Raw genomic sequence first — 20,604 nt, 5'->3', positions numbered from 1 at the left:
ATAGTAGGAAAAAGTCTAGCAATGATTTATTGCAATGCCTATATAATAAGGGTTACGCTAAAGGAACTAAAAAACACATTATTCATTCAAAAAAGTAAAAAAGCAGTTTTCAAATATATGTTTAAGTATATAAATCCTCAAAAAATGATTTTTAGCATTTATATATGAATTTCTAATGATAATAACCCCTGAAAATCGATTTTCAGGGGTTATTATGTTAGTATTTTAATATACTAACACCAAAAAATAGCTTTTTAGCTTTAAGGAGGGAAGATAAATAATGAAATACATACCATTATCTAAATATAAGTATTTTATTGAAGATAAGACGAATGACCCAGCAGCAATTGAAAGTGAATATCAGAGTCGACTGAACGGGTATACAAGCCAGAAGACAACTCTGTTTCCTCTTCTTAACTATCGCGATGGTACACAGACAAGTAAATATCCAATTTTCTATCTTCCATTACCGGAAATTCAAAACCTGGCGGATCAGCTTAGGCGTAATTCTAATATGATTGAGGATATTTCAGTAACGCTTCCCCAAGTTGCGATTAATCAGTTTTTGAATTCATTATTACTCTCTGAAATTTTCTACACTAATGATATTGAAGGTGTGAAAACGAGTCGTGTTGAAATTAGTACTGTTATTCAGGAAAATAACCACCAAATAAATGGTGATGATCATATATCAAAGAAAAGGCTTGGTTCAACTATAAAAATGTACCAGCGCACCCAATCAGGGAAAAAAGTTGAAATCAATGTTCTTCAAGACTATAGAAAAATCTATGATTCATTGTTAAAAGGCGAACTTAATAAAGATCGACTGCCTAACGGAAAAATATTTCGTGATAAGCTTCCTAATAGCGAAGTGCTTTCGATTGGGGATGGCATTAAAACAGTTCATCGACCACCAACCACGGAAACTGCAATCAAGAGTGCCCTTACAGCTTTAATTGAATATATGAATAATGATGATACCCCTTCAATATATAAAGCTCTTGTAACTCACTTTTTCTTTGAAAATACCCATCCGTTTCTTGATGGTAACGGTCGAATGGGGCGTTATCTTTTGTCGTCATATATTGCTAACAAATTTGATCGCTTTACTGGCTTTTCTGTGGCTACTGCAATTCATAATAATGTTCAGCAATACTATAAGGTATTTAAGGATGCCGATAATGCGGAAAATAGAGCTGATTTAACATTTTTTATTCAAAAATTATTAATGATACTTGTTAGTCAGCAGGAAAAAGTAATTAAGATTTTGAGTCAATCTCGTGAAAAGCTTGATAAAGCCAATGAAATTATTAGTCAGTGGGTCAATGAACACCATCATCAATTAGCTGCAACGTCTGATAGTTTGTATTGTAATGTTCTATATCTTCTTGCACAATCAAAGCTATTTACTAACCAGTTAGATTTAGGAATTAAAGATAATGATATTATTGAAACTTTGAAGAAGAGTAATCGCCGTTACCCAATGACAAAGACTAAGGCAGCCATTGAAAAATTAGAAGCACTTGGCGCAATTGAAATTGTTTCTAAGCGTCCTAAACAACATGTAATTACAATTTTATAACAAAAAAAGACCACCGATTATTCGGTGATCTTTTTTATATGATGGGCAGTCAGGGGATCGAACCCTGGACCCACGGATTAAGAGTCCGTTGCTCTGCCAGCTGAGCTAACTGCCCATGTCTTTGACAACATAAATAATAATATCAACTTCCGATCATTTTCGCAAGTGTTTTTCTGAATTTATTTAATAAATTTTCAAATCCATATTTTAATTAGGTGTCTAACTGTTATAATTAACAATAAATTAAAATTGGGAGTAATTTCATGGCATTAAAAAAAGATAAATTTGAGCAAATGAACCGTTTATTGCGGAACTATATGATTAACATGAAGCATTTTTATACTGAACTTGCCCCTGAACTAGATATAACTCCACAGCAAGCTCATACGCTTTTTTATATAGAAAAACACGCTGGTCTTATTCAACGAGAATTAGGTGACCATTTCCATTTACGGAATGCTAGTGTTACCAGTATGGTGAAAAATCTTGAACGCGACGGGTATATTATCCGGAAGGCGGATCAAGAGTCAGCACGAATTAAGCGGATTTTTCTTACCAAAAAAGGTGAAGAAAAAACTAATGAGGTTAAAGAAATATTTGATAAAGCTTATTTGCAGATTATTGCCCGCCTCGATGAAGAAGATATTGATGCAATAGTTAAAGGGATGACTAATATTAATAACAATCTAAAAAAAAAGTTAGACTCTTGACAGTTAGGTATCTATGTGTTTAAATATTCATCATCATTAAAAGTTAGATATTTAACTGTTAGGAGGCTTATGCTTTGAACAGAAATAAATTTAGTTTTCGAAGTTTTTTTAGTTTAATAAATCAATTACATCCGCAGTATATTAAGCTTTTTGTGGGAATCTTACTAGGTTTTATCTCCACGGGTGCTAACCTATTTGTTCCTCAACTAGCGCAAAAGCTAATTAATAATTTTAAGAGTATTAGTCCAACGTTGGCAATTTTAACAGTTGTCATTTTTATAGCAGGGTTAATTACAAGTGCGTTATCAGGGTTATTATTAGGAATTTTTGGTGAAAATGTTGTTTCTAAATTACGGAAACAATTATGGCAAAAACTACTTAAAATGCCTGTAAAATATTTTGATGATGTTAAAACAGGCGAAATCAGTTCACGCTTAGTTAATGATACGTCACAGGTGAAGGATTTACTTGCTTCAACATTACCAAATGCAATGACATCGCTTCTGCAATTCGTTGGTGCACTGGTTATTATGCTAGCAATGGATTGGCGAATGACATTGTTGATGTTTGTGGCAGTTCCCTTAGTGATTTTAGTCATGTTACCGGTGATGAATCAGTCGCGTAAGATTGGTCGTGTTCGGCAAGATGAATTAGCAAAATTTGCTAGTGATTCCACCGATGTACTAGGTGAGGTCCGATTAGTTAAGTCTTCAAACGGTGAAGAACATGAACTGGCAAAGGGAAATCGTCGTATCGACAATTTATATCATGTCGGAAGAAAAGAAGCGTTGATTAACTCAGTAACGCAACCAATTACAAACATGCTCATGATGATAATGTTTCTTGGGATTCTTGGTTACGGAGCAATTCGTGTTATGAATGGTGCAATGACAATGGGCGCCTTAGTTTCGTTTTTAATGTATCTTTTCCAGATTATTAGTCCTGTTGTTGTAATTAGTCAGCTCTTCAATAATATGGCAAAGACTAGCGGAGCCACGGAGCGTATCCAACAAATCTTAACTGAACCAGAAGAATTTGCTGCTGATAAAGCAGAAAAAGATATTGCGAGTGCACCATTGAAATTTGAGAATGTTGATTTTGCATATGAGGAAGGTAAGCCAGTCTTACGAGATGTTAGTTTTGAAACTAAACCCAATGCAGTGGTAGCTTTTGCTGGCCCATCTGGTGGAGGAAAGACAACTATTTTCTCGTTGATTGAACGATTCTATCAGCCTACAGGTGGGAAAATTTTGATTGGTAAAGAGAATATCGAAAATGTAGACTTAGCCAAGTGGCGTGAACAAATTGGTCTCGTAAGTCAAGATGCCGCGGTAATGCCAGGAACTATTCGTGATAATTTAACTTATGGGTTGCGAAGAGAAGTCTCAGATGAGGAGCTTTGGCACGCGTTAAGACTGGCTTATGCAGATGGTTTTGTCAGTAAAATGAAAGATCAGTTAGAAACCGAAATTGGGGAACGAGGGATCAAACTTTCTGGGGGACAACGGCAACGAATAGCGATTGCGCGAGCTTTTCTTCGCGATCCCAAAATCTTAATGCTTGATGAAGCCACTGCTAGCTTGGATGCTGAATCAGAGGCAATGGTTCAAAAAGCACTTGGAGACTTAATGCAAGGAAGAACAACGCTTGTAATAGCTCATCGCTTGAGTACGATTGTCGATGCAGATAAAATTTACTTTATTGAAAATGGAACAGTATCTGGCGCAGGAACCCATCAAGAATTATTAAAAACAACACCACTATATGCACAATATGTAAAAGATCAATTTAAATAAAATAAAGTGAGTAGAAAATATTCTTCTCGACAAGGCTCGAGGCTAAGTATCGTTCGTACTTAGCCTCGAGCCTTGTGCTTATTTTCCACGTTATCTTACTGCTATTTTAAGTATGAAAAAAAGCGATTGAGATAAAATCTCAATCGCTGTAAACCTCTGATGGGCAGTCAGGGGATCGAACCCTGGACCCACGGATTAAGAGTCCGTTGCTCTGCCAGCTGAGCTAACTGCCCATATCCTTTAACAGAATACTTAGATATTTTAACCTGTCAGTGATCAAATGTCAAATATTTTTCATAAGTTTTTAGAAAATATTTATGGGACTTTTCCCTGTGCTATAATAGAGGCACTGATATATAGCAGATTTAAAGTAATTAATCAATTAACCCAATGGAGGGAATCATTGATATGGCAAAGAAAATTTTAGTTGTTGATGATGAAAAACCAATTTCTGATATCATCAAATTTAATCTTGAAAAAGAAGGATATGAAGTTGTCGTAGCCTATGATGGTGAAGCAGCTTTAGAACAAGTTGAAGCAGAAAATCCTGATTTAATTATTCTAGACCTAATGCTCCCGAAGATCGATGGACTTGAAGTCGCCAAGCGGGTTCGGGCCAAGCATACCATGCCGATTATTATGGTAACCGCTAAAGATTCGGAACTAGATAAGGTGCTAGGGCTTGAACTTGGGGCCGATGATTATGTTACTAAGCCATTCTCCAACCGCGAACTAGTAGCACGAGTAAAGGCTAATTTGCGACGGCAAGCTACTCTGAAGGCACCAGCAGAAGAAGAAAATAATACCGATATTCAAATTGGCGACCTTACGATTCATCCTGAAGCCTACACCGTAACTAAGCGGGGCGAAAATATCAATTTAACACATCGTGAATTTGAGCTTCTCCATTATCTAGCTCAACATATTGGACAAGTTATTAATCGCGAACATCTTCTTCAGACTGTATGGGGTTATGACTATTTTGGGGATGTACGGACAGTTGACGTTACCGTTCGTCGGCTTCGTGAAAAGATTGAAGATAACCCTAGCCATCCACAATGGTTAATTACCCGGCGTGGTGTTGGCTATTACCTAGCAAATCCTGATCAGAATTAGAGGCTGAACCATTGTGAACAGCAAGTTAAAATTTTATCAATCGATTCGTTTTAAAATCGCTCTCGTATTTGTGTTAATTTTAATGTTAACACTTGAATGTGTTGGGGCGGTTTTTGTGCGTCAATTAGAGCATCAAAACCTTAATACGTTTAAACAAACCATTGAATTACCGTCTTACGTTGATAATTCTTTAGCAGAGCAGTTATCGCAATCAAATACTAAAAAAGCTAACAAACAGATTAATCAAATTCTTTCAGAAGTTAATAACAATAATATTTCTGAAATTCGGGTGGTTGATAGTAAGAGCATTGTGCGGGGAACAAGCAACGCTGATAATCGGAATGCGATCGGTCAGAAAACAACTGATCAAGCCATCAAAGCAACCTTGCTAAATAATAGGTCGCATACCGAAAATTTGTATGATAATTCAAATCATACGCGCTACTATGTTAATGTTATTCCCCTCGTGGATAACAGTAATAATAACGTTGTGGGAGCTGTTTACCTGCGAGCTAGTTTGGAAAGTGTCTACTCTAATATTAATAATATTACTTTGGTATACTTGTCCGCGGCGATGATTACTATTGTTCTGAGTTTGATCTTGGCAATTATTATTTCCCAGGAAATTACCCGCCCAATTGAAGAAATGAGAAAACAAACATTACGAATTGCTCGGGGCGACTATTCCGGTCAAGTAAAAGTATTGGGAAATGACGAGTTAGGGCAATTAGCAGGGGCAGTTAATAATCTTTCGGTCCGGGTTGAAGAGGCACAGGAGTCGAGTGATTCTGAGCGACGGCGGCTTGATAGCATTTTGTCCCATATGTCTGATGGGGTTCTAGCCACTGATCGTCGAGGGAATGTGACAATTGTAAATAATATGGCGTTACAGTTACTGGGTGTCGAAAATGAAGATGATTTAATTGGTAAGTCTATTATTGATGTGTTGGATATTCGTCATGACTATACCGTTCGTCAACTAGTAAATGGTGAACAGCGCGAGATGATTATTGATATGTCAAACTCTGGCAATAATTTGATCTTAAATGCCTACTTCTCACCAATTCAACGTGAATCTGGTTTTGTCAGTGGGCTTGTTTGTGTTCTTCATGACGTAACGAGTCAACAAAAAGAGGAACGCGAACGGAAGCAATTCGTTTCAAACGTCTCGCATGAGTTGCGGACCCCATTAACAAGTGTCCGAAGCTATGTTGAAGCATTAAGTGATGGTGCTTGGCAAGATAAAGAAATTGCCCCTAAGTTCTTAAAGGTTGTTCAGGATGAGACGGACCGGATGATTCGGATGATCAATGACCTGTTGAGCCTATCACGGATGGATGCAGGGACAACGAAGCTCAATCTGGAATACGTAAATATCAATGAGTTATTTAACTATATCTTAGATCGTTTCGATATGATTATTAAAAAAGAAGAAGATCCAAAAAAGAAAAAATATACTATTGAACGATACTTTACTAAGAAAGATTTATGGGTTGAGATTGATACCGATAAGTTTACCCAGGTAATTGATAATATTATGAATAATGCGATTAAATATTCTCCAGATGGCGGTGTAATTACAACACGATTACTGGAGACGCATAATCATGTTATTTTAAGTATTTCTGATCAAGGTTTAGGGATTCCACGAAAAGATCTTGGACGTATCTTTGATCGATTCTTCCGCGTTGATAAGGCAAGAAGCCGGAAGCAAGGGGGAACAGGTCTAGGATTAGCTATTTCCAAGGAAGTTATCAATATGCTTGGTGGACAAATTTGGGTTGATAGTGTAGAAGGCAAGGGTTCAACCTTCTATATTTCCTTGCCATATGTACCTTATGAGGAGGAAGACTGGGATGATGAAGAAGCTGAAAAGTAATTGGCAAGCAATCGCCTTAACGGTTGTTGTGCTTCTTAGTCTATTCATTTCATGGATTGTTTGGACCAACCCATTTCCTTTTGAGGGAGCACGCCACGAAAATTTCAATAATAGCCAATCACAACAATATACACCGCAATCAATGGGTGATGTTTATCTTCCAACTAAAGCAGTGGAGACAAATAAAAAGGGAACTCAGAATCAACTTTATAGCCCTAAAGCTAATTTAATTCTGAGCGTAAAAAAAGAGTTAGAGGATTGGAAATTAGGTCGGACAAATGTTGTCAAACAAAATAACAGTGATGTTTATCTGAGTTATTTGCGGCGGCGGAACTCGTTAATGCTAACATATCCGGACGAGGTACCAAGCTCAGTCTTCAATGAAACATTTTCCCAGTCAATCGATACTGACCGGGTTAATCAGATTAACCATGTTGTTATCCCGCTAAACGGGCAACATGAGATTTACTTACTTGGTGACCACCATTATAGTGTGTACCGAGTACGGGTAGAGCAAGGAAAATTTAACCATATTCGGCAACTCTTAAAGTCAATGGATCGGATTCCAGTTGACCATAAAATTATTAACGGAGTAGCTGTAATGATGTATCCGCGGTCCTTTGAGTTACCAGCATTAGGATATCAAATTACTGCGCAAAATATTGATACCCTTAGCGCTAGTCTAATGAGTACTAACCAACACACAACAATTACGGCAAATCGGAATGGCAATGAAACTACTTATACGGACGGGACTAATCGTCGGCTGATATTTAATCGCCAAAATGGAACGCTTAAATACGAAAATTATCTTAGTAAGGATGATCGGGAATCAACAAGCCAGATCTTCCCACACTTCTATAATAAGTTGACGACAATTGGAATTCCGCTTGATAATTTGCGCTATGATGAGGTAAGTGAGCATGGGCGCCGGTTAAACTATCGTGCTTATGTTAATAGCTTTCCAATTTTCAATAGTGATGGTTATGGGGAAGTAACGCTTGAATCCACAAGTGGTGGAAATGAACGTTTCTGGCTAAGTCTTTATAGTCTTCAAATCCCATTGCCAATTGATCACCAAATGGTCAAACTCCCATCCAGTGCAGATGTAATTAACCAATTACATGCAACCAACCGAATGCATGATATCAAGGACTTACGTGTCGGGTATGTTTGGAAAACTGATAAAGATAGCCATGTTGTAAAGTTAGTGCCAACATATTTCATTAAGTATCGCGGCCACTGGGTTGAATATACTGAGTTAGAAAAGTAGGAGGGTTAAAGAATGAATTTTAAACGTATTCAATGGATCTTTATCCTTGCCTTTTTGCTTTTTGATATCTTTGTTGGAAGTTCATTAATTTTAGAAACTAGATTTACAGTTTCTAATGGTCAGCAAAATCGACAATCAACAGTGTTAAAAGAAATGCGTAGTGACTCGATTAGTTATGGCGAGCTTTCTAACAAGCAACAAACCGGATATTATATTGCTGGAAAAAAATCATCGGATGGCGGAGTCTTAGAGCAAGAAACCGGGAAATTACGTAATCAAAATTTTCGCCTTTCTTCAGGAACATTGACTAGTGAGTTCGATAAGCCAATTAAGACAACTAAAAATAATGATATTCGGCGTGTCGACCAGCTGCTAAAAAATAAAAAGATGGTAAGTTTGGGAAATCATTATCGTTATAACAAGGAATTATCTGACAAAAATACCCTTGTTTATACGCAAATGCTAGAAGGAAAGCCGCTATTTTCAAATGATGGGCAAATTCGTTTTCGGATCAACTCTAACCATGAGATAACAGGCTATACGCAGACTTACTTGCAAGATGTTGAAATCCTCCGGCAACGGTCAAATACGATTAGTCAGCGCCGAGCAATTACTTGGTTATATAAACATAACCAGATTCCTAATAATTCCCGCATTAGGTGGTCGGTGCTCAGTTATTCTAAGCTCCTTAACACTACTACTGATGATAAAGCGGTCTATGTGCCAACGTGGACTGTTGAAATCAAAACTAAAAATTCAGGAGCAATTCAACAATTACAAGTTAACGCATTCAATAGTACAGTTATGAAGGAAACGCCAGATAGTGTGAATACGAACTCGTTAAATAATAAGTAATTGAGGAGGAACTTTAAGTGACAGAAACGGATCCATTACGTTATAGTGTACTTGCGAGTGGGAGTACTGGGAATGTAACTTATTTGGAAACGCACAACCACCGGATCTTAATTGATGCTGGTTTAAGTGGGAAGCGGATTGAAAATTTAATGAAGAAGATTGATCGATCATTAAAAGACATCGATGCAATTTTTGTAACGCATGAACACAGTGATCATACGCATGGTGTGGGTGTCTTGGCACGCCGTTATGGAATGGATGTGTATGCCAATGAGGGTACCTGGCAGGCAATGGCCGATAAAGTTGGTAAAATCCCATTAGCACAAAAGCATATTATTGCACCAAATACTGTTAAGGATTTGGGAGACATGGATATTGAAAGTTTTGCGGTATCCCATGATGCTGCACAACCGCAATTTTACCAAGTTCACCACAATAATAAGACCTTCTGTATTATTACGGATACTGGTTATGTTTCTGATCGAGTTGCGGGAACCATCCGAAATGCAGATGCCTATGTAATGGAATGCAATCATGATACAGAAATGTTGCGGATGGGTCCTTATTCATGGCCATTAAAGCAACGAATATTAGGGGATGAGGGGCACCTTTCCAATGAAGAAGGTGCTGATGCATTGATGAGTGTTGTTGGTCGGCGAACTAAAGAGATTTTTCTTGGTCACCGTAGTCAACATAACAATATGCGTTCACTAGCCCACTTAACGGTTGCAAGTTTGATGGAGCAGCATGACTTTGGGGTTGATCATGATTTTAAATTGCAAGATGCTGAACCAGAAGAACCAAGCCAGTTAATGACGTTATAATAAAAGAGATCATGGTTTCTATCGACTTTATTCAATGATTTTTCATATTTAAATTGTAATTTGAAGATAGTAATTCTTTAACTTAGTGGAGGGTTTAATTGATGAATAGGATAAAACAAGCTTTTAAAGATCGTTTGTGGCTAGGCGTAATTATTGTCGGCTTATTTGCTGGGCTTATTGGTGGTGGAATCGCCTTAGGAATTAATAACCTGATACAACATCATGAAGAAGTGACGAGTACACGGGTTCCAGCTGGATCTAATAAATCTGGTGGCACGAAGGTTAATAAGAATAAGGCAGATTTAAACGGGGAAGCATCTCAAGCTTATAAGTCCGTTCAAGGAGCTGTTGTTAGTGTTATTAATAAACAAAAAGTTCAGCAATCAAGTGGGAGACTAGGCATTTTTGGTTATGGCAACAGTAGTAATGGAAGCAACAGTGATTCTTCTAGCGATAATAAATTAGAAACAGCTAGTGAAGGGTCAGGAGTTATTTACAAGAAGAGTGGAAATTCGGCTTATGTTGTTACTAATAACCACGTTGTCAAAGGTTCAAACGCGCTCCAAGTAATTTTAAGTAACGGTAAAAAAGTTAATGCTGATTTAGTTGGTGCTGATTCTGCAACTGACTTAGCTGTATTGAAGATTAACGCTACAAATGTTAAGACAGTTGCATCCTTTGGTAACTCTAATTCGATTGTTCCTGGTCAGGATGTGCTAGCAATTGGTTCACCAATGGGAAGTGAATATGCTAATACAGTAACAAAAGGAATTATTTCTGCAAAAGACCGGACATTAAAAGCCGGCACTGATGGAACTTTGACATCGGTTATCCAAACAGATGCCGCTATTAACTCCGGTAATTCAGGTGGTCCATTAATTAACATGGCAGGTCAAGTTATCGGAATTAATTCAATGAAACTAGCTTCTGATACACAAGGCTCTTCAGTTGAAGGAATTGGTTTCGCTATTCCAAGTAATGAAGTTGTGACAATTATTAACCAGTTAATTAAGAATGGTAAAATAACTCGTCCATCACTCGGAATTAGTATGGTGGATCTTAGTAATGTTACTTCTGATCAACAGCAATCAGTCTTAAAACTACCAACAAGCGTAAGCAAAGGGGTAGTGATTATGGATGTGAATAGTGGTTCAGTTGCTGATACTGCGGGATTGAAAAAGTATGATGTCATTACAAAGCTTGGTGATACTCAAGTTACAGATGCGGGTTCATTAAAGGCGGCCTTATATAAATACAAGGTTGGACAAAACGCTAAAGTTACTTACTACCGTGATGGTCAACAGCATACCGCAACTTTGCATCTAACAAAGAGTGCTGATACAACGTCAACTGATGACTCGCAACAAGATAATAATTAATGAATTAAGATTGGGGATGGACATTCCTGATCTTTTTTCATTAAAAGCTTCTTAACTAAAAGGGGTATAATATTAGTTATCAATATAAAGGATGGTGGGTAAAATGAATAATCCACAGTTTAAATACCCAGATACAAAGGCATATGAATTTGTAGTACATCGTTTAGAAGAACGCGGAGTAAACTTAGAAGAACTTGCGAAGATTGTGTATGAGACACAAAAGGGCTTTGAACCGGACCTAACAATGGAAGAATGTCAGAAATTTTTGATTGATACGATGCATAAACGTGAATTATTAAATAGTGCAATGGTAGCACTTGAACTTGATCGGTTAACCGAAGAAGGAAAAGTAGATGAACCCCTTGCAGGAATTATAAGAAATGATGCTGGGGTGTTTGGGGTAGACGAAACCCTAGCTTTACAAATTGCTAATATTTATGGAACGATTGGGACGACAAACTTTGGTTACTTTGACCGGGTTAAGAGTGGGATTATTGCCAAATTTGACCATGATAAGGTTCATGTAAATACATTTATTGATGATATTCTTGCGGCGATTGTAGCGGCTGTTTGTGGAAAGATTGCCCACCAGTACGCTTGATTAAAATAACCTCATTAACTTTTAAATGCTTTATCATGTACAAATAAGGGCCTGTACGGATTTCACGTACGGGCCTTTTTTATTTCGCTGGATAAATAATGGGAGTGCCAAAACGTGGAGATAGGGGTGAAACGAATTATGGGCTATATTATTGAAATTGTTGTGATTGGTGGTTATTTTAGGATTTTAAGGGTTCATCTTGGTGCTAGCTTAGTTATACCAAACATTAAGACCCTGAGAGTAATTTGCACATCGAGCTCTCTTTTCTGGAAGTCAGTACCAAACAATGTTGAGTAAAGTAGATGCGGTCATTGTTCCTAGTGACAATCCAATTGCCGGATCAATGGGAGTATTAGTAAAAAATGTGGCTTCCCTAGTGCTGATACAATAGTAAAAAATGGTGGAGTAGCTTCGATTAGTCTTAGCCAATACGAACAAGGAAAAATGGCAGTTAATAATTACCATCATGGGAAACCGGTTCTTAATTAGCAGGCACGTAAGTTAGGAATAAAAGTTCCAGCAAATTTTCAACGAGAAGCAGAACACCACGGAATAGTCTTTAAGTAAGATAGTGGGAAAATTCCGAATAATAAGAAAAAATAAAGAAGATAACATTCGCTAGGTAACATTCCGTTGTATATTTACCACAGATTGTGTTGTAAATAGTTAGAAATACGTTAAAATAATAATGTGAAATCGCTTGTGGATAAGTCAGTGGATAACTAACAGTAAATTTAAATTAATTTTATAAATGTCGGTATATTAATAAAATTTGTTGTTCAAAACTTATCCACAAGTTGAATGCGCATTTGTGGATAAGTGGAATTCTTTGTATAAGTTCATCGACAATGCTTACGGGTACAAGAGATAACGGAATGCTTGCTGAACAATTGTTCCTGTAGATAACTGTGGATAAGTAATTTTTAAGAAAACGCTTTTTTAACAAAAAATTAACCGAACATTCGGGAAAAAATAAAAAATCAACACTAGCTTGTGGATAACTTTGTGGATAAACTGTGGAAGGTAGTGGATATCTTGAATATAAAAATTATTGGTGTGGGTAAGTTAAAAGAAAAGTATTTTAAAGCAGGAATTGCTGAATATGCTAAGCGACTTGGACGTTATTGTAAGTTTGAAATCGTTGAGGTTCCTGATGAAAAAGCTCCTGAATCTTTAAGCCAAGCAGAAATGGATGAAGTAATGGCAAAGGAAGGAGAACGGATTCTTGATAAAATTAAAGATCGTGAATATGTATATGCTTTGGCGATTAAAGGCAAAGAACGTTCTTCTGAAGAGTTTGCAAAAGAGATCAATAAATTAACAACTTATGGCCACAGTGATATTACTTTTGTGATTGGGGGCTCATTAGGCTTAAGTCCAGCAGTATTAAAACGGGCAGATGCCCAAATCTCGTTTGGACGTTTTACTTTGCCTCATCAATTAATGCGTTTAGTTTTAAGTGAGCAAATTTATCGTGCTTTTACCATCATCAATGGCCTTCCATATCATAAATAAAGAATTTCTTGAGTTTTGTTTAGATTATTATTTATTGTCGTTAACGATGGTATAGTATTAATATGAAATGTGATGGCATAAGAATGAAGGATTTGATTTAAGATAGGTATACGAGGTTATCAAGTAATTCTTTTAGGGGTAATGGCAGGATTATGCATTTTAGTGATGCAAGGAAAAGTAAGTGCAAGAATAGTTAATGAAGCACGGCTAACATTGCCTAAGGAAAAAAGAATTGAGCATGATGAATTTGAACGTTACCAGTTTCGGACAAAGCAGTTACGAACTTGGTGGCAGGTCAAGCGACCGAAATATAAAATTGATTGGTCATTGTATCATAAGAAACGAGGATACTGGGATTAGCTCAGGTTCTCGTTTTTCTTTTAACTTTTCAAAAAAGTTATTAAAATGAAGATATTAAAGGAGGCAATGATAATGAAAAAAGTTGGGATTATTGTCGGCAGCGTTCGTCCAAATCGGCGGAGCATGCAAGTAGCAAACTGGTTAAAAGTTCAATTAAAGAAAAGTACAAAGGTGCAATTTGATATCATTGACCTAAAAGAAGTTAATTTACCGATGATGGATGAACCTAAAATTCCTTATTTAGGCTTATATGTTCATGAAAAAACGCGTAAATGGAGTGAATTAGTGCAAAGCTATGATGGTTTTGTGTTTGTTTTCCCGCAATACAATTGGGGCTATCCAGCAGTTTTGAAAAATGCTATTGATTACTTAGGAAAAGAATGGCAAGGAAAACCGATTAGTTTAGTAACATTTGGTGGACATGGTGGCTCGCAAGCACAAATTGCAATGAAATTAGTCGTAACTGGCTTAAAGATGGCGGCTCTTCCTGTTGATTTACAAATTAACTTGTTGCCAGATGATTCAACTGCGACTGCTGATCGGAAGTTAAATACGTATAATACGCAAGCAGCGTTATTAATGACTGCTTTTGAAAATGAGTTAAAGTAGTTTGTGATTAAAGTAGCAAATTATTGTGGGACATTAATATAAAATTGGTTCAATTTGTGAATATTATGACAAACATCGTGATATTGTAGCAGATTAGGCAAAATTATTATTACAAATTGGGCGATAATGAATAAAAAATCAAAATCTTTCTATTGCAAAAATAAAACGCTTGCATGATAATGGAATCGTATTCAAATGCCATGAGGAGGGTATTTTTAATGAATAGACAATTTGATTTCTTAATGCCAAGTGTTAACTTCTTTGGTCCTGGTGTTATTGCCAAGATTGGTGATCGTGCAAAGATGCTCAATATGCACAAACCATTGATTGTTACTACTGAAGGTTTGTCCAAGATCGACAATGGTCCCGTAAAGCAAACCATTGCTTCATTGGAAAAGGCTGGCGTTGACTATGCCGTATTTACTGGCGCTGAACCTAACCCTAAGATCCGGAACGTTCAAGCTGGTAAAAAGATGTACCAAGATGAAAACTGTGACTCAATTATCACTGTTGGTGGGGGGTCTGCTCACGACTGTGGTAAGGGTATCGGTATTGTTTTGACTAACGGTGATGATATTTCCAAGCTTGCTGGAATTGAAACACTGAAGAATCCACTTCCGCCATTGATGGCTGTTAATACTACTGCCGGAACTGGGTCTGAATTGACTCGTCACGCTGTTATTACTAACGAAAAGACTCATTTGAAGTTTGTTGTTGTTTCATGGCGTAACATTCCATTGGTATCATTCAACGATCCAATGTTGATGCTTGATATTCCAAAGAACATTACTGCTGCTACTGGTTGTGACGCGTTTGTTCAAGCTATTGAACCATACGTTTCTGTTGACCATAACCCAATTACTGATAGTCAATGTAAAGAAGCTATTCAATTAATTCAAACTGCTTTACCAGAAGTAGTTGCTAATGGTCACAATATTGAAGCACGGACTAAGATGGTTGAAGCTGAAATGCTTGCCGGAATGGCCTTCAATAATGCCAACTTAGGTTATGTTCACGCAATGGCTCACCAACTCGGTGGTCAATATGATGCTCCTCATGGTGTTTGCTGTGCCTTGCTCTTGACCACTGTTGAAGAATATAACTTAATCGCATGTCCAGAACGGTTTGCTGAATTGGCTAAGGTAATGGGCTTTGACACTACTGGTCTTACCCTTTACGAAGCAGCTCAAAAGTCAATTGACGGTATGCGTGAAATGTGCCGGCTTGTTGGTATTCCATCATCAATCAAGGAAATCGGTGCTAAGCCAGAAGACTTTGAAATGATGGCTAAGAATGCCCTCAAGGATGGTAATGCCTTCTCTAACCCACGTAAGGGTACTGTTGAAGATATTGTAAAGCTTTATCAAAAGGCTTACGATGGCATCTACTAATAATTAAATAAACACAAAGAGGCTGGAAATCAGCTCAGTCTCTTTACTGTTTTACGTATTAAACTGCCAGCCAACCTTACGGAGGTGGGACTATGAACTAGCCAAGCTAATTCTGTCCCCCTCTTTTTTTGTCTACTTTTAATTCTTAATATTTTGAATTTTTTTCACAAAGTTACTTGCAAGCGCATTCTTTTGAAACTATAATAAAAATTATTCTAAGAGAGAATAAGAGGAAAAGAGAAAATGATATATTTACTTGCTTTAATTCCAGCAATTGGTTGGGGTGCGATGCCATTAATTACTGGTAAAATTGGTGGTTCACCAGTTAATCAAATGTTTGGAATCGGTGCTGGAGCTTCAATTGTGGGAATTATTGCATATTTGATAACAAAACCAACCGTCAGTGTAACTGCTTTTTGGTTCTCGCTAGCGATCGGTTGTTTATGGACAATTGGACAGGTTGGTCAGTTCATCTCGTTTAAACATATGGGAGTTTCAAATACGATGCCCCTTTCTTCAGCATTTGTGTTAGTTATGACGTCGTTTGTCGGCATCTTTTTCTTTGATGAATGGCAAGGAGCCAGAGCATTAAGTATTGGGTTGACAGCGTGTGTAGTTGTAATTATTGGGGCTGTTTTAACCTCGATTTCGGACGGAACATCGGATAAAAAGGTTTCGACTAAGTGGGTATTATTTTTATTAGTAACAACAATTGGTTACTGTGCTTATTCGATTTTTCCTAAAATGCCACAGGTTGCTCATGAAAGTAGTCAGGGTATTTTCCTACCAGAAGTATTAGGAATTTTACTTGGTTCAGTAATTTATACTATTTGTTCGGGTAACGCTAAAGCATTTAAGCAAAAAGAACAATACTTAAATATTTTAGGAGGACTTTCATGGGGGATTGGTAACTTTGCCTATGTTTTTGTTGGTAAAGCTCTTGGAGTAGTGACTGCTTCAATTTTTGGTCAAATGAATGTTATTATTTCAACATTTGGTGGTATCCTACTTTTGCATGAAACCAAGACCAAGCGAGAAATGATATATACAGTAGTTGGAATTATCCTAATTGTAATTGGTAGTATTTTAACAGTAATTGCTAATTAATTATTGAAGATTTTAGGTAATATCAATAAATGAGAGAGGAAACGCGCAAAATCAGCTTTTTAACCGATTTTACGCGTTTTTTTAGTCTTATATTATTTCCCAGGTTATATTGTGCTATTTCTTATCAAGTAGATCAAACCTAATTTGTCCAAGTTGGAGTTTTTCAGGTTGCTTTGCGCCGTGAAAGATAAGTTTAAATAATCGGTTTTCAACGCCAGCCGTGAAGACAAGTTGCTTATTTCCAATATTGATTGTATAGGTATCACCCTCGCTCACTACTTCTGCTTGTAAGAGGGCTGACCATTGCTTAGCTGCTTCTTCTGGGTCGCTAACATTAAAGATAGCTTGTTTAACAAAGAGGTCGCCAGCTGGGTGGAATTTGATTAATCCCTGTTTCTTTAGGTCTTCGCGACGTTTATCATCATCTTCACTCCATTGAATAAAGAATGGGGCAGGCAAATGATTAACAAGTTCGTCATCAACATAGAAAATCTTCCATTGAATGAGTTTGCCAGCAGGATCAACCCGTTTTCCATCAGTAATATCACCGACATTAAGGCCCAGTCCCTTTAATCGCCGGTGGGTTTCTTCGATGTTATCAGTCCGAATAGCAATTGTTGTGATTCGCTGAATGCCAGCAAAATAATCCTCAACAGCATCATGAATTGCTGAGTTGTTTTCATATGGAAATGACTTAGCTTTTTCCTTATTGGCGACTGTTAATAGTTCAATATAGTTAAGTCCAAAATAATCTAGTGCGTTTTTGGTTCCCCAATATTCGTGATGACCACCAGGGGTAAAGGCTAAACCTTTAGAGTTGAAATAATCAATTGCATCTTGCAGATTAGTTACATCGACCATTGTATGATCCCAATTTAATGTTTCTGTCATTTTAATCACCCTTATTCTGTTTGCCTACTTCCTTTGTTCGTTTAACAGCAGCAAGGACAGCATTTTCGATTCCGGCTGAAAAAGAGCTTTTGTCTAACTCGTGCTGAGCTGTGATACCCACTCCGCCAGCAGAATTATTAATATCAAGTAATTCGGCAGGGTGTTTACCACTTTGTTCTACAAATGCAGCGGCTGCGCGTAAATTCTCAAGAGCAAGTTTATTTGCTTGTTGGCGAGGCATTCCGGCAAGCACGCCTGCGTTTGTAAAACTAATTAGAAAGTTATAGATATAGTTTGGCCCGGCCACGCCATATCCAGTAAATACATCTAGCAAGGATTCATCAATGTAATCAACTTTTCCGAAACTATTTAGAAAGTCTTCAATGACAGTTTGATTAGCTCGATCGTTTTTAACGACGCCACTATAACCCATGGCAACGTCAGTCAAAGTATTGGGGATAATCCGTGTAATTGCAAAAAGATCTTCCTGTGATGAAAGTTGCGCAACCGTTACGCCAGCAATAATTGAAAGCACGTCCTTTTGGTAGTGGTGGGCGACAAGTTCTTTCATGATCGCTTGCCAGTTATCTTGCGGACGTACTCCTAAGATAACAAGATCAGCCTTTTCAATGGCAGTCCAATCGGGTTGTTGACTTGCTTGAATATGATAAGCATCTGTCAAATAATTAACTCGATCTACCGAAATATCCGTTATGCCGGTTGTTTCAGGAGTGATTACCCCCTTCTTTAATGCAGCTCGGAACATTGCTTCCACCATTTGACCACCACCAAATGAGTAAATCTTAAGTGTCATTGAACCATCATCCTTTCCATATGTACCTAGTTCAATCGTAGCGTATTTCAAACCAAGACGCTAATTTAAACACTTCTTTCAAAAAAATAAATTCACAAATTGGTCTACTTGAAATCAAATTAACAAGAAAGCGTTTGCTGTATAATTAAATTATTAGTTAGAAATGGAATGAAATCGTTTTTATTTGTTAAAAAACACACTTTTCAATATGAGATAGTTGAATTTTTGTAGAGTGATATTAGTTGAATTGGTCTATTGAATAGTTATAAAATGTAAGCGTTTATTTAAGGAGGAACCATTATGGCATATCAAAGTATTAATCCATTTACTAACCAAGTAGAAAAAACGTTTGAAAATACAACTGATGAAGAATTAGAACAAGCATTGACTACGGCGCATCAATTATATTTAGATTGGCGGAAGTATAATGACCTTGAAGAACGGAAACATCAAATTTTAAAGTTAGGTCAAATATTACGTGAACGGCGTGTTGAATATGCGACAGTTATGAGTAAGGAAATGGGGAAATTAATTAGTGAAGCAGAAGGCGAGGTTGATCTTTGTGCATCTTTCTGTGATTATTATGCAGCCCATGCAGATGAATTTATGCAACCCAAAATTATTGCGACAACAAGTGGACGTGCCAAGGTTTTAAAGCAATCATTAGGAATTTTAGTTGCAGTTGAACCGTGGAATTTCCCATTCTATCAAATTGCCCGAGTATTTATTCCCAACTTTATTGCAGGAAACCCAATGATTTTAAAGGATGCATCGAATTGTCCAGCATCAGCCCAAGCATTTGCTGATGCCGTTAAGGAAGCCGGTGCGCCAGTTGGCAGTTTAACTAATTTATTCCTTTCATATGACCAAGTAAATAAGGCAATTGCTGATAAGCGGGTAGCTGGTGTTTGTCTTACTGGTTCTGAACGTGGCGGTGCAACCGTTGCTAAAGAGGCTGGTGCTAATTTGAAGAAGAGCACTTTGGAACTTGGTGGTAATGATGCCTTTATTATCTTAGACGATGCAGATTGGGATCTTGTCAAAAAAGTTGCGCCGGCAGCCCGGCTTTATAATGCTGGACAAGTATGTACATCATCAAAACGTTTTATTGTCCTTGAAAAGGATTATGATCGTTTCTTAAAGATGATGAAAGATGCGTTTTCTAAAGTTAAAATGGGTGATCCGCTCGATCCATTAACAACTCTGGCACCACTATCATCCAAGAAGGCGAAAGAAAAGCTCCAACAGCAAGTAGATATAGCTGTAGAAAATGGAGCCAAAGTTTATTATGGTAATAAGCCCGTAGAGATGGAAGGTCAATTCTTCATGCCAACAATTTTGACGGACATCACTCCGGATAATCCAATGTTTGATAAAGAAATGTTTGGTCCGGTTGCCGTTGTTTACAAGGTTGACACAGAAGAAGAAGCAATTGCCTTAGCAAATAATTCTAGTTACGGACTAGGAAATACTGTCTTTAGTGATAACTCAGAACATGCGGAACGAGTTGCTGAAAAGATTGAAACTGGAATGAGTTGGATTAATGCAGGTTGGGCCTCATTACCAGAATTACCATTTGGTGGTGTTAAGAATTCAGGTTATGGTCGTGAACTTAGCAGTTACGGAATTGATGAGTTTACTAACAAACATTTGATTTATGAAGCCCGCCGGTAAAATAGTTGAAATTAGATACAAGATAAGGGAGCGAGACAGAAGTCGCTTGTGACTTCGTTTTCGAGCCCCCGCAAGCAACAATAGGCCTCTAACGTTCGGTTTTGCCGGACGTTAGAGGCCATTGTTGTACTGCGTATTTGCTTTTTATGAAAGTAACTTAACTTATGTCACAGTCCCTTATTTTATTCCCCGGGAAATTAAAATTTGATTAATGTACTATTAATACAA

18 protein-coding genes, 2 tRNA genes and 1 pseudogene are annotated in these 20,604 nt (G+C 37.3%); 17 read left to right on the top strand and 4 right to left on the bottom strand.

Annotation, left to right across the window (positions count from 1 at the left end):
• Nucleotides 1-280 precede the first annotated feature (280 nt).
• Complete coding sequence (locus tag LMB57_RS09730) at nt 281-1,582, top strand: Fic family protein (protein ID WP_229272420.1); 1,302 nt, start codon at nt 281-283, stop codon at nt 1,580-1,582.
• Nucleotides 1,583-1,624: 42 nt separating this feature from the next.
• Here LMB57_RS09730 and LMB57_RS09725 read toward each other — a convergent pair.
• Nucleotides 1,625-1,697, bottom strand: a tRNA-Lys gene (locus tag LMB57_RS09725).
• A gap of 148 nt (nt 1,698-1,845) precedes the next feature.
• On the opposite strand from LMB57_RS09725, the gene LMB57_RS09720 reads away from it, so the two are divergent.
• Both LMB57_RS09720 and LMB57_RS09715 read left to right on the top strand, forming a co-directional pair.
• A complete protein-coding gene (locus LMB57_RS09720; protein ID WP_229272421.1) occupies nt 1,846-2,292 on the top strand; it encodes a MarR family winged helix-turn-helix transcriptional regulator in 447 nt (148 codons plus the stop codon).
• A 74-nt stretch (nt 2,293-2,366) separates the two neighbouring features.
• The gene (locus tag LMB57_RS09715) at nt 2,367-4,088 is read left to right on the top strand and encodes an ABC transporter ATP-binding protein (RefSeq protein ID WP_229272422.1); all 1,722 of its coding nucleotides are present in this window, start codon (nt 2,367-2,369) and stop codon (nt 4,086-4,088) included.
• Between the two features lie 160 nt (nt 4,089-4,248).
• Here the strand turns inward: LMB57_RS09715 and LMB57_RS09710 are convergent.
• A tRNA-Lys gene (locus LMB57_RS09710) sits at nt 4,249-4,321 on the bottom strand.
• A gap of 175 nt (nt 4,322-4,496) precedes the next feature.
• Here LMB57_RS09710 and yycF point away from each other — a divergent pair.
• The 13 genes and pseudogenes from yycF (at nt 4,497) to LMB57_RS09650 (ending at nt 16,997) form a co-directional block, all read left to right on the top strand.
• Complete coding sequence (yycF, locus tag LMB57_RS09705) at nt 4,497-5,204, top strand: response regulator YycF (protein WP_011953351.1); 708 nt, start codon at nt 4,497-4,499, stop codon at nt 5,202-5,204.
• A 13-nt stretch (nt 5,205-5,217) separates the two neighbouring features.
• Nucleotides 5,218-7,083: a cell wall metabolism sensor histidine kinase WalK gene (gene walK / locus LMB57_RS09700; RefSeq protein WP_229272423.1), complete on the top strand. Its 1,866-nt coding sequence runs from the start codon at nt 5,218-5,220 to the stop codon at nt 7,081-7,083.
• Nucleotides 7,061-8,356 (top strand): YycH family regulatory protein, encoded by a 1,296-nt coding sequence (locus LMB57_RS09695; RefSeq protein WP_229278234.1) that lies wholly within the window; start codon nt 7,061-7,063, stop codon nt 8,354-8,356. Before walK ends, LMB57_RS09695 begins: the two co-directional genes overlap by 23 nt.
• A gap of 12 nt (nt 8,357-8,368) precedes the next feature.
• Complete coding sequence (locus LMB57_RS09690) at nt 8,369-9,211, top strand: two-component system regulatory protein YycI (RefSeq protein WP_229272425.1); 843 nt, start codon at nt 8,369-8,371, stop codon at nt 9,209-9,211.
• A gap of 17 nt (nt 9,212-9,228) precedes the next feature.
• On the top strand, nt 9,229-10,035 hold the full coding sequence (locus LMB57_RS09685) for an MBL fold metallo-hydrolase (RefSeq protein WP_229272426.1): 807 nt from the start codon (nt 9,229-9,231) through the stop codon (nt 10,033-10,035).
• Nucleotides 10,036-10,136: 101 nt separating this feature from the next.
• A complete protein-coding gene (locus LMB57_RS09680) occupies nt 10,137-11,414 on the top strand; it encodes a S1C family serine protease (protein ID WP_229272427.1) in 1,278 nt (425 codons plus the stop codon).
• A gap of 103 nt (nt 11,415-11,517) precedes the next feature.
• The gene (locus LMB57_RS09675) at nt 11,518-12,015 is read left to right on the top strand and encodes a phosphatidylglycerophosphatase A family protein (protein ID WP_418887482.1); all 498 of its coding nucleotides are present in this window, start codon (nt 11,518-11,520) and stop codon (nt 12,013-12,015) included.
• A 216-nt stretch (nt 12,016-12,231) separates the two neighbouring features.
• Nucleotides 12,232-12,582: pseudogene (locus LMB57_RS09920) on the top strand (peptide ABC transporter substrate-binding protein); the annotation flags it as partial.
• Nucleotides 12,583-13,050: 468 nt separating this feature from the next.
• On the top strand, nt 13,051-13,530 hold the full coding sequence (gene rlmH / locus LMB57_RS09670) for a 23S rRNA (pseudouridine(1915)-N(3))-methyltransferase RlmH (protein ID WP_011953354.1): 480 nt from the start codon (nt 13,051-13,053) through the stop codon (nt 13,528-13,530).
• A gap of 141 nt (nt 13,531-13,671) precedes the next feature.
• Nucleotides 13,672-13,890: a hypothetical protein gene (locus LMB57_RS09665; RefSeq protein ID WP_229275848.1), complete on the top strand. Its 219-nt coding sequence runs from the start codon at nt 13,672-13,674 to the stop codon at nt 13,888-13,890.
• A gap of 66 nt (nt 13,891-13,956) precedes the next feature.
• Nucleotides 13,957-14,499: an NADPH-dependent FMN reductase gene (locus LMB57_RS09660; protein ID WP_229272429.1), complete on the top strand. Its 543-nt coding sequence runs from the start codon at nt 13,957-13,959 to the stop codon at nt 14,497-14,499.
• Nucleotides 14,500-14,717: 218 nt separating this feature from the next.
• Nucleotides 14,718-15,890 (top strand): iron-containing alcohol dehydrogenase, encoded by a 1,173-nt coding sequence (locus LMB57_RS09655; RefSeq protein ID WP_003675528.1) that lies wholly within the window; start codon nt 14,718-14,720, stop codon nt 15,888-15,890.
• 243 nt (nt 15,891-16,133) lie between these two features.
• Nucleotides 16,134-16,997, top strand: a complete 864-nt coding sequence (locus LMB57_RS09650) for a GRP family sugar transporter (RefSeq protein ID WP_003665279.1) — start codon at nt 16,134-16,136, stop codon at nt 16,995-16,997.
• Nucleotides 16,998-17,111: 114 nt separating this feature from the next.
• On the opposite strand, the gene LMB57_RS09645 is transcribed toward LMB57_RS09650, so the two are convergent.
• Together LMB57_RS09645 and LMB57_RS09640 are read right to left on the bottom strand one after the other, a co-directional pair.
• Nucleotides 17,112-17,888 carry a VOC family protein gene (locus tag LMB57_RS09645; RefSeq protein WP_065533497.1) on the bottom strand — a complete coding sequence of 259 codons (777 nt, stop codon included), beginning with the start codon at nt 17,886-17,888 and terminating at the stop codon, nt 17,112-17,114.
• Nucleotide 17,889: 1 nt separating this feature from the next.
• Nucleotides 17,890-18,702, bottom strand: a complete 813-nt coding sequence (locus tag LMB57_RS09640; protein ID WP_229272430.1) for a pyrroline-5-carboxylate reductase family protein — start codon at nt 18,700-18,702, stop codon at nt 17,890-17,892.
• A gap of 300 nt (nt 18,703-19,002) precedes the next feature.
• Here LMB57_RS09640 and LMB57_RS09635 point away from each other — a divergent pair, with 300 nt between their 5' ends.
• Entirely contained in the window at nt 19,003-20,376 is a 1,374-nt protein-coding gene (locus LMB57_RS09635; RefSeq protein WP_229272431.1) for an NAD-dependent succinate-semialdehyde dehydrogenase, read from the top strand.
• Nucleotides 20,377-20,604: the final 228 nt, after the last annotated feature.

It is taken from the genome of Limosilactobacillus secundus (assembly GCF_020784695.1).
Classification (GTDB): domain Bacteria; phylum Bacillota; class Bacilli; order Lactobacillales; family Lactobacillaceae; genus Limosilactobacillus; species Limosilactobacillus reuteri_F.
The sequence above is the reverse complement of the archived record's forward strand: the minus strand, read 5'-3'. Positions and strand labels throughout refer to the sequence as shown.

Coding starts and splice junctions, on each gene's coding strand:
- LMB57_RS09730 (WP_229272420.1), top strand. CDS start 281: ATGAAATACATACCATTATCTAAATATAAGTATTTTATTGAAGATAAG.
- LMB57_RS09720 (WP_229272421.1), top strand. CDS start 1,846: ATGGCATTAAAAAAAGATAAATTTGAGCAAATGAACCGTTTATTGCGG.
- yycF (WP_011953351.1), top strand. CDS start 4,497: ATGGCAAAGAAAATTTTAGTTGTTGATGATGAAAAACCAATTTCTGAT.
- LMB57_RS09695 (WP_229278234.1), top strand. CDS start 7,061: ATGATGAAGAAGCTGAAAAGTAATTGGCAAGCAATCGCCTTAACGGTT.
- LMB57_RS09690 (WP_229272425.1), top strand. CDS start 8,369: ATGAATTTTAAACGTATTCAATGGATCTTTATCCTTGCCTTTTTGCTT.
- LMB57_RS09680 (WP_229272427.1), top strand. CDS start 10,137: ATGAATAGGATAAAACAAGCTTTTAAAGATCGTTTGTGGCTAGGCGTA.
- LMB57_RS09675 (WP_418887482.1), top strand. CDS start 11,518: ATGAATAATCCACAGTTTAAATACCCAGATACAAAGGCATATGAATTT.
- LMB57_RS09665 (WP_229275848.1), top strand. CDS start 13,672: ATGGCAGGATTATGCATTTTAGTGATGCAAGGAAAAGTAAGTGCAAGA.
- LMB57_RS09660 (WP_229272429.1), top strand. CDS start 13,957: ATGATAATGAAAAAAGTTGGGATTATTGTCGGCAGCGTTCGTCCAAAT.
- LMB57_RS09655 (WP_003675528.1), top strand. CDS start 14,718: ATGAATAGACAATTTGATTTCTTAATGCCAAGTGTTAACTTCTTTGGT.
- LMB57_RS09650 (WP_003665279.1), top strand. CDS start 16,134: ATGATATATTTACTTGCTTTAATTCCAGCAATTGGTTGGGGTGCGATG.
- LMB57_RS09645 (WP_065533497.1), bottom strand. CDS start 17,888: ATGACAGAAACATTAAATTGGGATCATACAATGGTCGATGTAACTAAT.
- LMB57_RS09640 (WP_229272430.1), bottom strand. CDS start 18,702: ATGACACTTAAGATTTACTCATTTGGTGGTGGTCAAATGGTGGAAGCA.
- LMB57_RS09635 (WP_229272431.1), top strand. CDS start 19,003: ATGGCATATCAAAGTATTAATCCATTTACTAACCAAGTAGAAAAAACG.